This window comes from Microbacterium neungamense (assembly GCF_024971095.1).
Taxonomy (GTDB): domain Bacteria; phylum Actinomycetota; class Actinomycetes; order Actinomycetales; family Microbacteriaceae; genus Microbacterium; species Microbacterium neungamense.
In genome coordinates, this window is the sequence record NZ_CP069717.1 from 720,556 (window position 1) to 734,789 (window position 14,234).

The following is a 14,234-nucleotide window of genomic DNA, read 5'->3' on the forward strand; positions in this document are numbered from 1 at the left end:
CCATGAACATGGGCGGCATGAGCGGTCGCGTCGGGTTCCGCGGCGTGGACGAGGAGGCGCAGCGTCGGCTCAACGCGCAGGCGCCCGAGGTGCCCGGTCTGGGCCGGCGGGTGGCGGCGCTGTTCGCCCCCTACCGCGGCCGCCTGGCGCTCACCGCGCTGCTGGTCGTGATCGGCGCGGGGCTGGCGGTGATCCCGCCGCTGCTGGTGCAGCGGATCTTCGACCACGCCCTGTTCCCCGTGGACGGCTCGGCCCCCTCGCTCGGGCTGCTCACGGCGCTCGTCGCCGGCATGATCGGATTGTTCCTGCTCTCCGCCGCCTTCGGCGTGGCCCAGACGTGGCTCACCTCCACGGTCGGCAACGAGGTCACCGGCGACCTGCGGGTGAAGCTGTTCGAGCATCTGCAGTCGATGGAGCTCGGCTTCTTCACCCGCACCAAGACCGGCGTGATCCAGTCCCGGCTGCAGAACGACGTCGGCGGCGTCTCCGGTGTGCTGACGAACACCGTCACCAGCATCCTCGGCAACACCGTCACCGTCGTCGCGTCGCTGGTCGCGATGATCCTCATCGACCTGCGCCTCACCCTGATCGCGGTCGTGGTGATGCCGATCCTCGTGCTCGTGCAGCGCCGCGTCGGCCAGGTGCGGGCCCGGATCGCCGGGGAGACGCAGGAGTCGCTGTCGGAGCTGACCAGCATCACCCAGGAGACGCTGAGCGTTTCCGGCATCCTGCTGTCCAAGGCGTTCAACCGTCAGCGCACCGAGTCGGCCCGCTACCAGCAGGAGAACCGCAACCAGGTGCGCCTGCAGGTGCGGCGGGCGATGAGCGGCCAGGGGTTCTTCGCCGTCGTGCAGGTGATCATGTCGAGCATCCCCGCCGTGATCTACCTCGTCGCGGGCCTGTTCATCGTGGGCGGCACCGGGGAGATCACCGCCGGGGCGATCGTCGCGTTCACCACGGTCCAAGCCCGCCTGCTGATGCCGCTGATGGGGCTGATGCGGGTGGCGCTGGACCTGCAGACCTCCCGGGCCCTGTTCGCCCGCATCTTCGAGTACCTCGATCTCGTACCGCAGATCCAGGACGCCCCGGACGCGATCGACGTCGCCGACGCCCCCGGCCCGCGCGGCCGCATCGCGTTCGAGGACGTCGTCTTCCGTTACCCGGATGCCGCCGCGGACAGCCGCCCGACGCTGGACGGCGTCTCCTTCGTGGCCGAGCCCGGCAGCCATGTCGCGTTCGTCGGGCCGTCCGGCGCCGGGAAGACGACGATCCTGTACCTCGCGCCGCGGCTGTACGAGGCCACGGCGGGGCGGGTGCTGTTCGCCGGCGCCGACGTGCGGACGCTGCGGCAGGAGTCGATCATCGACGACATCGGGATCGTCTCGCAGGAGACGTATCTGTTCCACGCCACGATCCGCGAGAACCTGCGGTATGCGAAGCCGGACGCCACGGATGCCGAGCTGGAGGCCGCCTGCCGGGCCGCGAACATCCACCACGTCATCGCAGGGTTCGATGACGGCTACGACACGGTCGTCGGGGAGCGCGGCTACCGGCTCTCCGGAGGCGAGAAGCAGCGCATCGCGATCGCCCGGGTGCTGCTGAAGGACCCGCCCGTGCTGCTGCTGGACGAGGCCACCTCCGCGCTCGATACGGTGTCGGAGCGGCTGGTGCAGGATGCCCTCGACGAGGCGGCGAAGGGACGCACGACCCTGACCATCGCGCACCGGCTGTCGACCGTGATCGGAGCGGACGTCATCCACGTGGTGGATTCCGGGCGGATCGTCGAATCCGGCACCCACGCCGAGCTGCTCGCCGCGGGCGGGCTGTACGCGGCGCTCGCCGCGGAGCAGATGGCCGCCACACGGGTGCTCGACGGCGACGGCCGCTGAGCCGGCGCCCGTCAGTGCACGGACATCCCGCCGTCGACGAACAGGGACTGCCCGGTGACGTACCCGGAGGACGGGCTCGCCAGGAAGACCGCGGCGCCGGCGAAATCCTCGGGCTCCCCGTTGCGCCCGATAATCGTGCGGGCCGCGAGCGCCTCGACCCGTCCCGGCTCCTGCGGCAGGCGTGCGTTCAGCGGGGTGAGCCCGAACCCGGGGACCAGCGCGTTGCTGGTGACGCCGGTCCCGCCCCAGGCCTCCGCCTCGGACCGGACCAGGGATTCGACCGCGCCCTTCGACATCCCGTACACGCCGCTGCCGACGAACGCGCGGTGCGCCTGCTGCGAGCTGATGTGGATGAGCCGGCCGTACCCCCGCTCGGCCATCCGTGGCGCGAAGCGCTGACCGAGCAGGAACGGCGCGAAAGCGTTCACCATCATGGTGGCGTCCCAGTCCGCCTCGGTGATGTCCGGGTAGGGCGGCCGGATGTTGATTCCCGCCGAGTGCACCAGGATGTCCGGCTCCCCGAACGGTGCGGTGACGGCATCCGCCACGGCACGGACGCCGTCCCGCGAGCCGAGATCGCCGGTGACGACGGCGGTGCGGCCGGTGAGGGAGAACAGGTCGTCGAGGTAGGTCATGGTCACCAGGCCAGGGCGTCGGCGAGAGCGGGGTCGGGGGCCGTGTCGGCGAACTCGGGGAGCGCGCGCAGCCCGGCCAGGAAGGCGTCCAGTTCCGCCCGGTACGCGGGATCCGGATGCGCCTGCGCGATGCGCTGCAGCGGCGGCACGTCCATCGCGAGGATGAGGTTGAGCCGGGCGAGCACCGCGGCCGGATGCCCGGCGCGCCCGAGCACCTCGATGCCGCCGCGGAGCGCGGCGAGATAGTCGCGCAGCACGGGCAGCGTGTCCTTGCCCTGCGTGATCGAGGTGCCGTCGGCGCGCACCCGCCACGACACCACCACCTCCGGGATGACGTCGAAGGCCGCCGCGCGGGTGTACATCAGCTGCGCGACGATCTGGTCCTCGTAGGCGACCCCCTCGGGGAAGCGCAGGTCGTCCCAGAACTCCGTCCGGCTCAGCTTGGACCAGGCGACGATGTTCGCCGAGGCGTCCGGATGCTCCGCGAGCGTCGTGCCCAGCCGCCGGGGCGAGGTGGCCGCCGCGACCCACGGCTGGACCTGTCCCGGCCGGTACTCGCCGTCGATCCGCCGGCTGCGCACGTACGCGCCGGCGACGAAGTCGCTGCCGGACTCGGTGAGGGCGGCGAGCCAGCGGGCGATCGCGTCGGGTGCGAGCTCGTCGTCCGCGTCGAGGAACCCCAAGTACGGGGTGTCCACGAGCTCGAGCCCGGCGTTGCGGGCGCCGCCCAGGCCGCGCGCCTCCTGGTGCCGCAGCAGCATGAACCGGGGATCGGCGTCCGCGGCTGCGGCGAAGATCGTGCGGGTGTCGTCGGCCGAGCCGTCGTCGATGAGCACGGCCCGCCAGCGGGACTCGGTCTGCGCCTGCAGGGAGGCGATCGCGGCGGGGGCGTAGGCGGCGATGTCGCGCCCGGGCACGATCATCGTCACGAGGGGGGTCACCCGCCGAGTCTACGGCCGCCGCCCGGTCCCCGATGCGCGCACCCTCCCGGTCGTTGAGCGAGGACCGCGGAACGGGGCGTTTCGTCTCGCTTCGGTTGCTCAACGACCGGAGAACGCTCCGACGGCGGTGACGGCCTCGGCGACGAGGCGTGCGAGGCGCTCCGGGGCGTCCGGGGGCAGGGGAGCGCGGCCGAAGGTGAAGCGGACCGCGGTCTGCGCGACCTCCGGACGGATGCCGAGGGCCAGCAGCACCGGTGACGGTTCGTCGCTGCCGGCGGCGCACGCCGAGCCGCTGGAGGAGAGCACCCCGCGCCGTTCCAGCTCGAGCAGCACCGCCTCGCCGCTGGTGCCGGCGAACGTGAAGCTCGCCACGCTCGGCAGCCGTCCCGGTGCGCCGGCGGCACCGGCATCCGCCGTGTCCGAGTCCGGCGGAGCGCCGGTCAGCGCCGCGCCGGGAGCCTGTGCGAGCACGCCCGTGATGAAGGTCCGTGTGGCGGCGCCGACGCGGGCGGCCGCCTCGGCGCGCTCGGCCTCGGCGAGATCGAGGGCGGTGGCGAGGGCGACCGCCCCGGCGACGTTCTCGGTGCCGCTGCGGCGTCCGCGCTCCTGCCCGCCGCCGTGCAGCACCGGCTCGACCGGGATCCGCGATCGCACCGCCAGCGCGCCGGTGCCCTTGGGTGCGCCGAGCTTGTGACCGGCGATCGACACCGCATCCGCCCCGAGCCCGGCCAGCGGCAGCCATCCGGCGGACTGCACCGCGTCGAGGTGGAACGGCACACCGCGTTCCCGGGCCACGGCGACGAGCGCGGCGGCATCCTGCACCGTCCCCACTTCGTTGTTCGCGTGCCCGATGCTGACCAGGGCGGTGTCCTCGCGGACCGCTGCGGCCAGGTCGCGCGGGTCCACCCGTCCGCATCCGTCGACGGGCAGCACAGTCACCTCGGCGTCGTGGAAGCGCCGCAGGTGATCGGCCGACGCCAGGATCGACTCGTGCTCGATCGCCGTGGTCACCAGGTGCCGGCGCGAGCCGCCCAGCACGATGCCCTTCACCGCGAGGTTGTTCGCCTCGGTGCCGCCCGAGGTGAACACGACGTCCCCGCCGCGCATCCCCAGCGCCGCCGCCACACGCGACCGCGCCTGCTCGAGCGCCTCCGCCGCCGCATGCCCGGCGCCGTGGTGGCTGGACGGGTTGCCGAAGACGTCGGTGAGGTACGGTCGCATCGCCTCGAGCACCTCCGGACGCACCGGCGAGGTGGCGGCGTGGTCGAGGTACAGCATCAGCCGTCCCGCTCGGTGAGGCCCACGTCGAGGCGCACGTCCAGGCCGAGGTCGAGCGCCCGGGCGGAATGCGTGAGCGCGCCGACGGAGATGACCTGCACGCCGGTCTCCGCGATCGCCCGGACGGTGTCCAGGGTCACTCCGCCGGATGCCTCGGCGGTGGCGCGGTCGCCGATCAGTGCGACGGCCGCCCGGAGGTCGTCGAGCGTGAAGTTGTCCAGCAGCACCGTGTCGGCCCCGCCGTCCAGCACCTCCGGGATCTGCTCCAGCCGGTCCACCTCGACCACGACATGCGTCGTGTGCGGCAGCCGCTGGATCCCCTCGCGCAGCGCCGCGGCGACGTCCCTCCCACTCTGGCGCAGCACGGCGAGGTGATTGTCCTTCGCCATCACGGCATCCGACAGCGAACGGCGGTGATTGCTGCCGCCGCCGGACACGACGGCGTGACGCTCGAACTCGCGAAGCCCGGGCGTGGTCTTGCGCGTGTCGGCGATCCGCACGCCGGTGCCGGCCACGGCCTCGACATAGGCGGCGGTGAGCGTGGCGATGCCGGCCATCCGCTGCACGAAGTTCAGGGCCACGCGCTCGGCGGTGAGGACGCTGCGGGCGTTCCCGCGGACGCTGGCGAGCACGTCGCCGGACTCGAAGCGGTCGCCGTCGCCGACGTGCAGATCGACCTCGACGCCCGGGTCGGTGAGAGCGAACGCCGCCGCGAACACGTCCCCGCCGCTGAACGTGCCGGACTCACGGGCGACGAGGTCGGCGGTCGCCACGGCTTCCGCCGGCAGCAGGGCGGTGCTGGTGATGTCGCCCCACGGGGCATCCTCCTCGAGGGCGGCGCGGACGACCCGGTCGAGGGCGGCGGCGGTGATCATCGGGCTCCGATCAGGGCGGGGGCGTCGAGGTGGTGTGCGCCGGCGGATTCCGTGCGGGCGAGGGCCGCGGATGCCATGGCGCGGGCGACCGTGAGCAGGTTGGCGTCCTCGAGGTCGTGCACGGTGCGGATGTCGGGGGCGCGCCAGGCGTCGAGGTCGCGGACGGCGGATGCCAGGCCCTCGGGCGTGCGAAGGAGGCCGACCCGCGTCCACAGGAGGTGCTGGAGCTGGTCGCGGGCGAGCCGGTGGGGCGTTTCGTCTCGCTGCGCTCGCCCGACGACCGGGGAGGGCGGTCGCCCGATAACGTGGGGCGTTTCGTCTCGCTGCGCTCTCCCGACGACCGAGGAGGACGTGAGGGCCTGCACGAGACGGGCGGCGAACACGGCGCCCTCGAGGAGGGAGTTCGATGCCAGCCGGTTCGCCCCGTGCACGCCGGTGCGCGCGGTCTCGCCGACCGCCCACAGCCCGGGCAGCGACGTGCGGCCGTCGACGTCGGTCACCACACCGCCCATCAGGTAGTGCGCGGCCGGGGTGACCGGCACCGGTTCGCGCGACCAGTCCCAGCCGCGTGAGCGGATCTCCCGGTCGATCGTCGGGAAGCGGCGGGCGAGCTCGGCGGCCCCGAGGCCGGTCGCGTCCAGTCGCACCGGTGCTCCCTGCGCGGCGGCGCGCCGGGCGACCGCGCGCGCGACGACGTCGCGCGGCGCGAGCTCGGCATCCGGATGCTCCTCGAGCAGGAAGCGCCGGCCGTCTTCGTCGACCAGCGTCGCGCCGGCCCCGCGGACCGCCTCCGACACCAGGAACCCGGTCCCGCCATCCAGCACCGTGGGGTGGAACTGCACGAACTCCAGGTCGGCCACCGCCGCCCCGGCCCGCAGCGCCATCGCGATCCCGTCGCCGGTCGTCCCGGCCGGGTTCGTGGTGTGCGCGAACAGCTGCCCGGCGCCGCCGGTGGCCAGCACCACGGCATCCGCCTCGATCTCCTCACCGCGTCCGATCCCGCCGCCGAGGAGACGGATGCCGTGCACGCGGCCGTCGCCTGCGAGCAGGTCTGCGGCGGGGGCGTGCTCGCGCACGCGGACCCGCGCCTCCCGCACGCGCGCGGTCAGCGCGGCCGACACCGCGCGGCCGGTCGCGTCCCCGCCGGCATGCGCGATCCGGGGCCGACTGTGCGCGGCCTCCAGCCCTCGCGCGAGGGCACCGTCGGCCGCGCGGTCGAAGACCACGCCGGCGGCGGCCAGCCTCCGCACCGCCGCCGAGGCGCCGTCCACGAGCGCGGCGATGGCGACCGGGTCGCCCAGGCCGTCACCGGCGTGCGCGGTGTCCAGGGCGTGCAGGGCGGGGGAGTCCCCGGGGCCGTACACACCGGCGATGCCGCCTTGCGCGTGCGGGGTGCACCCGTCGCCGAGCGCTCCCTTCACCAGCAGCTCCACCTCGTGGCCGCGGGCCGCTGCGAGGAGCGCGGTGCTCAGCCCGGCGATCCCGCCGCCGGCGACCAGGACCCTCATCGCGGTCTCGCCGCCAGCATCCGCTCGAGCGCGACCCGGGCGGGCTGCGCGACCTCCTCGGCCACGCGGATGCGGTTCGGGGTGCGCCCGGCGACGAGCTCCTCGAGCACCCAGGCCAGGTAGCCGGGGTGGATGCGGTACATCGTCGAGCACGGGCAGACCACGGGGTCGAGGCAGAAGATCTCGTGCTGCGGATGCTGCGCCGCGAGCCTGCGGACGAGGTTGATCTCGGTGCCGATCGCGAACACGGTCGGCTCCTCCGCGGCGGCGATGGCGCGACGGATGTAGTCGGTGGAGCCGGCCTCGTCGGCGGCGTCGACGACCTCCATCGGGCACTCGGGGTGCACGATGACCCGCACGTCCGGATGCTCGGCGCGCGCCTTCGCGATCTGGTCGACCGTGAACCGGCGGTGCACCGAGCAGAAGCCGTGCCACAGGATCACGCGGCCCTCGCGCAGCTCGTCCTCGGTGGCGCCGCCGAGCGGCCGGCGCGGGTTCCACATCGGCATCCGCTCCAGCGGCACGCCCATGGCCTTGGCCGTGTTGCGTCCCAGGTGCTGGTCGGGGAAGAAGAGCACCCGGCGCCCGCGGGTGAACGCCCATTCCAGCACGGTCGCCGCGTTCGACGACGTGCACACGATGCCGCCGTGGCGGCCGACGAAGCCCTTGATCGCCGCGGAGGAGTTCATGTACGTCACCGGCACCACGGGCACGAGCCCGTCGGCGTCCGGCTCGTCGAGGGGACCGAGCACCTCCGCCAGCTGCTCCCAGCAGTCCTCGACCTGGTCGATGTCCGCCATGTCCGCCATCGAGCACCCGGCCGCCAGGTTCGGCAGGATCACCGCCTGCTCCGGGCGGGAGAGCAGGTCCGCCGTCTCGGCCATGAAGTGCACGCCGCAGAACACGATCGCCTCGGCATCCGGATGCTCCAGCGCGGCGTTCGCGAGCTGGAACGAGTCGCCCACGTAGTCGGCGTGCCGCACGACCTCCTCGCGCTGGTAGAAGTGCCCGAGCACGACGACGCGCTCGCCGAGGGTCGCGCGGGCGGCGCGGATGCGGGCGTCCAGCTCGTCCTCGCCGGCCTCGCGGTACGCGGCGGGGAGCTCGCCCTGCCGTGGCGCGCCGACCGGGATCACGTCGCCCATGGACGAACCGGGACCGTACCCGGGGCGGGTGTCGAAGTCCCACGGGCCGGCGGCGAGGTCGGTCGAGCAGGTCGCCTCGGTCGAGGCGCCCGACACGATCGCGCGGATGGCGTGGTCGACCGAGGGATCGGTCAGCGGAAGCGAGGAGGTGGGCATCGGGCACCGCCCTTTTGGTCGGGGTGACACTTACTGTGCTCGAGACCAGATTATGTCGAACTGACCAGAAGTGCAATCAGGTGTGGAGGCGCGGGGCGGGGCGCGCCGGATCACGCCTCCGCGATGTAGCGGTACAGCCGTGCCGGGCGGTGCTTGCCGGTGCGGAAGTGCTCGGTCGGCACGAGCTCGTCCGAGCCCTCGAGGAGGCGCCGGAAGTTGGACGGGTCGAGGCGCCGGCCGAGCACGGTCTCGTACACCTCGCGCAGCTCGGTGAGGGTGAACTCGTCCGGCAGCAGGCCGGCGGCGATGCGGCTGTAGCCGACCTTGTTGCGCAGCCGCCACAGCGCGTACTCGGCGATGCGGTTGTGGTCGAAGGCGAGAGCGGGCACCGCGTCCACGTCGAACCACTCCACGTTCTCCGGTGCGCCCTCGGACGCCCGCTGCGCGTCGACGAGGTCGGAGCGCAGCAGCGCCCAGTACACCACCGAGATCACCCGCGACGGGGAGCGGTCGACGTCCCCGAACGTGTACAGCTGCTCCAGGTAGCTCGGGGTGAGCGCCGTGGTCTCGGCGAGGGTGCGGGATGCCGCGGCGTCGAGGTCCTCGGCGGGGTCGAGCCAGCCGCCGGGGAGCGCCCACATGCCCCGGTGCGGATCGCGGGTCCGGCGCACCAGCGGCAGCATCAGCCGGTCGCCCTCCGGCGCCGACCGCAGCGAGAAGATCACCGCCGACACGGCGACGCGGATCGCGTCCTGCTCGCCGTTCGCCGCTGTCACAGGAACGAGCCTAAGGCCGGTACGCGCCCCGATCCGACGCGCGACCGGGTCCGGCGCGCCGACGCGGTAGAGTGATCCCGACAATCGAACACAGGCCGAACGTCTCGTGCGGGAGAGCCCGGTGAAGCAGGCCGGGCACCGAAGGAGCAAGCCTCCCCGCCAATCTCTCAGGTACCCCCACCGCGCGGGTCCGGCCGCTCTGGAAAGCGATGCTCCGGCATCCGCCGACGGTGAAAGCCCTCCCCGGAGGGCGAAGCTCTCAGGCACATGACAGAGGGGGAGTTCCGCGGTGCAGCGCCGATGCTGCCCGCCCGACCCTGACCGGGAGAACTCCGTGACCGAATCCCCGACGACGCGCGACAGCGCGGCGCAGCCCCAGCGAGCCACCCCGCTCCGTGAGCGCCACGAGGCGCTCGGAGCGTCCTTCACCGACTTCGGCGGCTGGCAGATGCCGGTGCGCTACACCTCCGACCTCGCCGAGCACCACGCCGTGCGCCAGGCCGCGGGCATCTTCGACATCTCGCACATGGCCGAGTTCACCGTCCGCGGCGCCGGCGCGGCCGACTTCCTCGACTACGCCCTCGCCGGACGGCTGTCCGCGCTCGCCGTCGGCAAGGCGAAGTACTCGCTGCTGCTCGCGGAGACCGGCGGCATCATCGACGACGTCATCGTCTACCGGATGCAGGAGGACGACTTCCTGATCATCTCGAACGCGGGCAACCGCGATGCGGTGCGGGCGGCGCTCACGGCGCGGACCTCGGGGTTCGAGGTCGAGGTCGCCGACGTGTCCGACGACTACGCCCTCATCGCCGTGCAGGGCCCGGCCGCCGAGGCCATCGTCGCGGCCACCGCCGGCATCGAGGAGGTCGGCGTGCCGTGGAGCGACCAGAAGGGCTACGCCTGGGCGTCGGCGAGCTTCGCCGGGCGCCCGCTGCTGCTCGCCCGCACCGGCTACACCGGCGAGGACGGCTTCGAACTGCTGGTGGACGCCCGCGACGCCGTCGCGCTGTGGGACGCGCTGCTCGTCGCCGGTGAGGGGCACGGACTGGTGCCCGCCGGTCTCGCCGCCCGCGACACCCTGCGCCTGGAGGCCGGGATGCCGCTGTACGGGCACGAGCTCACCCTCGACACCACGCCGGTGCAGGCCGGGCTCGGCCGCGTCGTCGTCGCCGACAAGGAGCGCTTCGTCGGCAAGGAGGCCCTGGCCGATGCCGCGGGCGCCGGCGGCCGGGTGCTCGTCGGGCTCACCGCCGAGGGCCGGCGCGCCGGCCGTGCCGGGTACCCGGTCCGAGACGCGGACGGCGCCCAGATCGGCGAGATCACCAGCGGCGCGCTCAGCCCGACGCTCGGACACCCGATCGCGATGGCCTACGTCGACGCCGGTTCCGCCGCCGAGGGAACCGGAGTATTCCTTGATGTGCGGGGCACCCTCATCCCCGCGACCGTGACCGCCCTGCCTTTCTACCGGAGGAAGAAATGACCGATCTCACCGCCCTCAAGTACAGCGAAGAGCACGAATGGGTCGCCGCTGACGGCGCCGTGGCCACGGTCGGGGTGACCGACTACGCGGCCGACAGGCTGGGCGACGTCGTCTTCGTGGAGCTGCCGGCCGTCGGCACGGCGATCACGGCGGGCTCCGTGGTCGGCGAGATCGAGTCCACGAAGTCGGTCGGGGAGCTGTACGCCCCCGTCTCCGGCACCGTGGTCGAGGTCAACGACGCCGTCGTCGACGACCCGTCGCTGGTGAACTCCGCGCCGTTCGAGGGCGGCTGGCTGATCAAGGTCGAGGTGGCCGACGGCGCCCTCGACGGGCTGCTCGACCGCGACGCGTACGTCGCGCTCACGGAGGGCTGAGAGTGGATTCCTTCGCCGATCGCCATATCGGGACGACCGCCGACGCACAGCGACGGATGCTGGCCGCTCTCGGCATCGACGCCACGGCGGACACTGCCGCGGGCTCCGCGGGCCGCGGGTCGGACGTGCTCGCATCCGCCGTGGAGACGCTGATGCGACAGGCCGTCCCCGCGGCCATCTTCACCGAGGCGCCGGACGCTTCGACGCGCTCAGCGTCCGGGGAAGGCTCAGCGTCCGGGGAAGGCTCAGCGTCCGGGGAAGGCTCAGCGCCCGCGTCCGTGATCCCGCCGGCCGCCTCGGAGGCGGAGACCCTCGCCGAGCTGCGCGCCCTCGCCTCCCGCAACCGGGTGAACCGGCCGATGATCGGCCTCGGCTACTACGGCACGTTCACCCCGTCCGTGATCCAGCGCAACGTCCTGGAGAACCCGTCCTGGTACACGGCGTACACGCCATACCAGCCGGAGATCTCCCAGGGCCGGCTGGAGGCGCTGATCAACTTCCAGACCATGGTGTCCGACCTCACCGGCCTGTCCACTGCGAACGCGTCGATGCTCGACGAGTCGACCGCGGTCGCGGAGGGCATGCTGCTGGCCCGGCGGGCGTCGAAGTCGGCATCCGCCGTGTTCGTCGTCGACGCCGACGCACTGCCGCAGACGAAGGCGCTGCTCGCGACGAGGGCGGAGGCCGTCGGCATCGAGCTGGTCGAGCGCGACCTCGCCGCAGGCGCGGAGCTGCCGAGCGAGCTGTTCGGGGTGTTCCTGCAGTACCCGGGCGCCTCGGGCCGCGTCTGGGACCCCACGGCCGTGATCGACGCGGCGCACGTCGCCGGAGGCCTCGCGGTGGTCGCCGCGGACCTGCTCGCCCTGACGCTGCTGCGCTCGCCCGGATCGATGGGGGCGGATGTCGCGGTGGGCACCACCCAGCGCTTCGGCGTGCCGATGGGCTTCGGGGGACCGCACGCCGGGTACATGGCCGTCCGCTCCGGGCTGGAGCGGCAGCTGCCCGGCCGGCTCGTCGGCGTCTCTCAGGATGCCGAGGGCAGGCCCGCGTACCGCCTGGCGCTGCAGACCCGCGAGCAGCACATCCGCCGTGAGAAGGCGACCTCGAACATCTGCACCGCGCAGGTGCTGCTGGCCGTGATGGCCTCCATGTATGCCGTGTACCACGGGCCCGACGGGCTGCGCTCGATCGCGAACCGGGTCGCCGCCTGTGCCCGCTTCCTCGGCTCCGAGCTGGTCAAGGACGGCGCCGAGCTGGTGCACGAGGCGTACTTCGACACGCTGTCGGTGCGCGTGCCCGGCCGCGCCGCGGAGATCGTCACCCGTGCGCACGACGAATTCGGCATCCTGCTGCGTCTGGTCGACGCGGACACGGTCGGCGTGTCCGTCGACGAGACCACCACCATGGACGACGTGTTCCGGGTCGTGGCCGCCTTCGGCGCCCAGGGCGAGCGCTCCTTCGCGTTCCTGCCCGCCCACGCCCTCCCCGCGGCGCTGCTGCGCGAGGACGAATACCTCACGCATCCGGTCTTCCACCAGCACCGCTCCGAGACCGCCATGATGCGGTATCTGAAGCAGCTCGCCGACCGCGACTACGCGCTGGACCGGGGCATGATCCCGCTCGGCTCCTGCACCATGAAGCTCAACGCCGCCACCGAGATGGCCCCGGTCACCTGGCCGGAGTTCGGGCAGCTGCATCCGTTCGCGCCGGCATCCGACGTCGAGGGATCGCTCGCGATGATCGACGAGCTCGAGGCCTGGCTCGCCGAGGTCACCGGGTACGACGCGGTGTCTCTGCAGCCGAACGCCGGGTCGCAGGGCGAGCTGGCCGGTCTGCTCGCGATCCGCGGATACCATCTCGCCAACGGCGACGCGCAGCGCACCGTCTGCCTCATCCCGTCCTCCGCGCACGGCACGAACGCCGCATCCGCGGTGCTGGCGGGCATGAAGGTCGTCGTGGTCGCGTGCGACGAGCTCGGCAACGTCGACCTGGACGACCTGCGCGCCAAGATCGCCCAGCACGCCGACGAGCTGTCGGCCCTGATGATCACCTACCCGTCCACGCACGGCGTGTACGAGCAGCAGGTCGTCGAGATCACCTCGGCCGTGCACGAGGCCGGCGGCCAGGTGTACGTCGACGGCGCGAACCTGAACGCGCTGCTCGGCTACGCGCGGTTCGGCGACCTGGGCGGCGACGTGTCGCACCTGAACCTGCACAAGACGTTCGCCATCCCGCACGGCGGCGGCGGGCCCGGCGTCGGTCCGGTCGCGGCCAAGGCGCACCTCGCCCCGTACCTGCCCGGGCATCCGATGGCACAGCGCCGTGAGCACGCCGGCGGGTTCGTCTTCGAGGGCGGTCCGGTCTCGGCGGCGCCGTACGGCTCCGCGGGCGTGCTGCCGATCTCGTGGGCGTACGTGCGGATGATGGGCGCGGCGGGTCTGCGCCGGGCGACCGCGGCCGCCGTGCTGTCGGCGAACTACATCGCGGCACGCCTCGCCGAGCACTACCCGGTGCTCTACACCGGCGAGAACGGCCGGGTCGCGCACGAGTGCATCCTGGATCTGCGTCCGCTCCGCGAGGCCACCGGGATCACCGTCGACGACGTCGCGAAGCGCCTGATCGACTACGGCTTCCACGCCCCGACCATGTCGTTCCCGGTCGCCGGCACGCTGATGGTGGAGCCGACCGAGTCGGAGGACATCGGCGAGCTGGAGCGGTTCATCGAGGCCATGATCGAGATCAAGGCGGAAGCGGATGCCGTGGCCGCCGGCCGCTGGCCCGCGGACGACAACCCGCTGGTGAACGCGCCGCACACCGCCGCCTCCCTGATCGCGGGGGAGTGGCAGCACGCGTACACCCGCGAGGAGGCCGCCTACCCGGTGCCGACCCTCGTCGCCGGGAAGTACTGGCCGCCGGTGCGCCGCATCGACCAGGCCTACGGCGACCGCAACCTCGTGTGCGCGTGCCCGCCCGTGGAGGCGTTCGCGTAGCATCCGCACGAGCCATCTGCGAGAGCCCGCCCCGGCACGCGTCCCGGGGCGGGCTCTCGCGCCTTCCCGAACGCCGGTTCAGTAACGGTTCATTAACGGAGCCTGTGCGGGGCGCGGGCATCCGACTAGTCTCGGAGCATCGACGCGCTCGACGATGAGCGTGTGCTTGTACGGTCCACAGGAGGAC

At 72.9% G+C, this 14,234-nt stretch carries 11 protein-coding genes and 2 riboswitches; of the genes, 4 read left to right on the plus strand and 7 right to left on the minus strand.

The window, feature by feature from the left end:
• Window positions 1-8 precede the first annotated feature (8 nt).
• Window positions 9-1,889 (plus strand): ABC transporter ATP-binding protein, encoded by a 1,881-nt coding sequence (locus JSY13_RS03415; protein WP_259608255.1) that lies wholly within the window; start codon window positions 9-11, stop codon window positions 1,887-1,889.
• A gap of 11 nt (window positions 1,890-1,900) precedes the next feature.
• On the opposite strand, the gene JSY13_RS03420 is transcribed toward JSY13_RS03415, so the two are convergent.
• The 7 genes from JSY13_RS03420 to JSY13_RS03450 form a co-directional block, all read right to left on the minus strand.
• Window positions 1,901-2,524 (minus strand): SDR family NAD(P)-dependent oxidoreductase, encoded by a 624-nt coding sequence (locus JSY13_RS03420; RefSeq protein ID WP_259607644.1) that lies wholly within the window; start codon window positions 2,522-2,524, stop codon window positions 1,901-1,903.
• Between the two features lie 2 nt (window positions 2,525-2,526).
• On the minus strand, window positions 2,527-3,465 hold the full coding sequence (locus tag JSY13_RS03425; protein ID WP_349773870.1) for a glycosyltransferase family 2 protein: 939 nt from the start codon (window positions 3,463-3,465) through the stop codon (window positions 2,527-2,529).
• Between the two features lie 99 nt (window positions 3,466-3,564).
• Entirely contained in the window at window positions 3,565-4,743 is a 1,179-nt protein-coding gene (locus tag JSY13_RS03430; protein ID WP_259607645.1) for a cysteine desulfurase family protein, read from the minus strand.
• Entirely contained in the window at window positions 4,743-5,618 is an 876-nt protein-coding gene (gene nadC, locus JSY13_RS03435) for a carboxylating nicotinate-nucleotide diphosphorylase (RefSeq protein ID WP_259607646.1), read from the minus strand. The genes JSY13_RS03430 and nadC overlap by 1 nt, the downstream gene beginning before the upstream one ends.
• Entirely contained in the window at window positions 5,615-7,126 is a 1,512-nt protein-coding gene (gene nadB / locus JSY13_RS03440) for an L-aspartate oxidase (RefSeq protein ID WP_259607647.1), read from the minus strand. The genes nadC and nadB overlap by 4 nt, the downstream gene beginning before the upstream one ends.
• Entirely contained in the window at window positions 7,123-8,427 is a 1,305-nt protein-coding gene (nadA, locus tag JSY13_RS03445) for a quinolinate synthase NadA (protein ID WP_259607648.1), read from the minus strand. The genes nadB and nadA overlap by 4 nt, the downstream gene beginning before the upstream one ends.
• A gap of 110 nt (window positions 8,428-8,537) precedes the next feature.
• Window positions 8,538-9,161 carry an NUDIX hydrolase gene (locus tag JSY13_RS03450; protein ID WP_349773879.1) on the minus strand — a complete coding sequence of 208 codons (624 nt, stop codon included), beginning with the start codon at window positions 9,159-9,161 and terminating at the stop codon, window positions 8,538-8,540.
• Window positions 9,162-9,302: 141 nt separating this feature from the next.
• Window positions 9,303-9,396: riboswitch (glycine riboswitch) on the plus strand.
• 1 nt (window position 9,397) lies between these two features.
• Window positions 9,398-9,484: riboswitch (glycine riboswitch) on the plus strand.
• A 53-nt stretch (window positions 9,485-9,537) separates the two neighbouring features.
• On the opposite strand from JSY13_RS03450, the gene gcvT reads away from it, so the two are divergent.
• Genes gcvT through gcvP form a run of 3 tightly spaced genes read left to right on the plus strand, consistent with a single transcriptional unit; the run spans window position 9,538 to window position 14,047 of the window.
• Window positions 9,538-10,683, plus strand: coding sequence for a glycine cleavage system aminomethyltransferase GcvT (gene gcvT / locus JSY13_RS03455; protein WP_259607650.1), 1,146 nt, complete (start codon window positions 9,538-9,540; stop codon window positions 10,681-10,683).
• Window positions 10,680-11,057 (plus strand): glycine cleavage system protein GcvH, encoded by a 378-nt coding sequence (gene gcvH / locus JSY13_RS03460; RefSeq protein ID WP_259607651.1) that lies wholly within the window; start codon window positions 10,680-10,682, stop codon window positions 11,055-11,057. Before gcvT ends, gcvH begins: the two co-directional genes overlap by 4 nt.
• Window positions 11,058-11,113: 56 nt before the next feature.
• Entirely contained in the window at window positions 11,114-14,047 is a 2,934-nt protein-coding gene (gcvP, locus tag JSY13_RS03465) for an aminomethyl-transferring glycine dehydrogenase (RefSeq protein WP_432806445.1), read from the plus strand.
• The last annotated feature ends 187 nt before the right edge of the window (window positions 14,048-14,234 follow it).

Coding starts and splice junctions, on each gene's coding strand:
- JSY13_RS03415 (WP_259608255.1), top strand. CDS start 9: ATGGGCGGCATGAGCGGTCGCGTCGGGTTCCGCGGCGTGGACGAGGAG.
- JSY13_RS03420 (WP_259607644.1), bottom strand. CDS start 2,524: ATGACCTACCTCGACGACCTGTTCTCCCTCACCGGCCGCACCGCCGTC.
- JSY13_RS03430 (WP_259607645.1), bottom strand. CDS start 4,743: ATGCTGTACCTCGACCACGCCGCCACCTCGCCGGTGCGTCCGGAGGTG.
- nadC (WP_259607646.1), bottom strand. CDS start 5,618: ATGATCACCGCCGCCGCCCTCGACCGGGTCGTCCGCGCCGCCCTCGAG.
- nadB (WP_259607647.1), bottom strand. CDS start 7,126: ATGAGGGTCCTGGTCGCCGGCGGCGGGATCGCCGGGCTGAGCACCGCG.
- nadA (WP_259607648.1), bottom strand. CDS start 8,427: ATGCCCACCTCCTCGCTTCCGCTGACCGATCCCTCGGTCGACCACGCC.
- gcvH (WP_259607651.1), top strand. CDS start 10,680: ATGACCGATCTCACCGCCCTCAAGTACAGCGAAGAGCACGAATGGGTC.
- gcvP (WP_432806445.1), top strand. CDS start 11,114: ATGCTGGCCGCTCTCGGCATCGACGCCACGGCGGACACTGCCGCGGGC.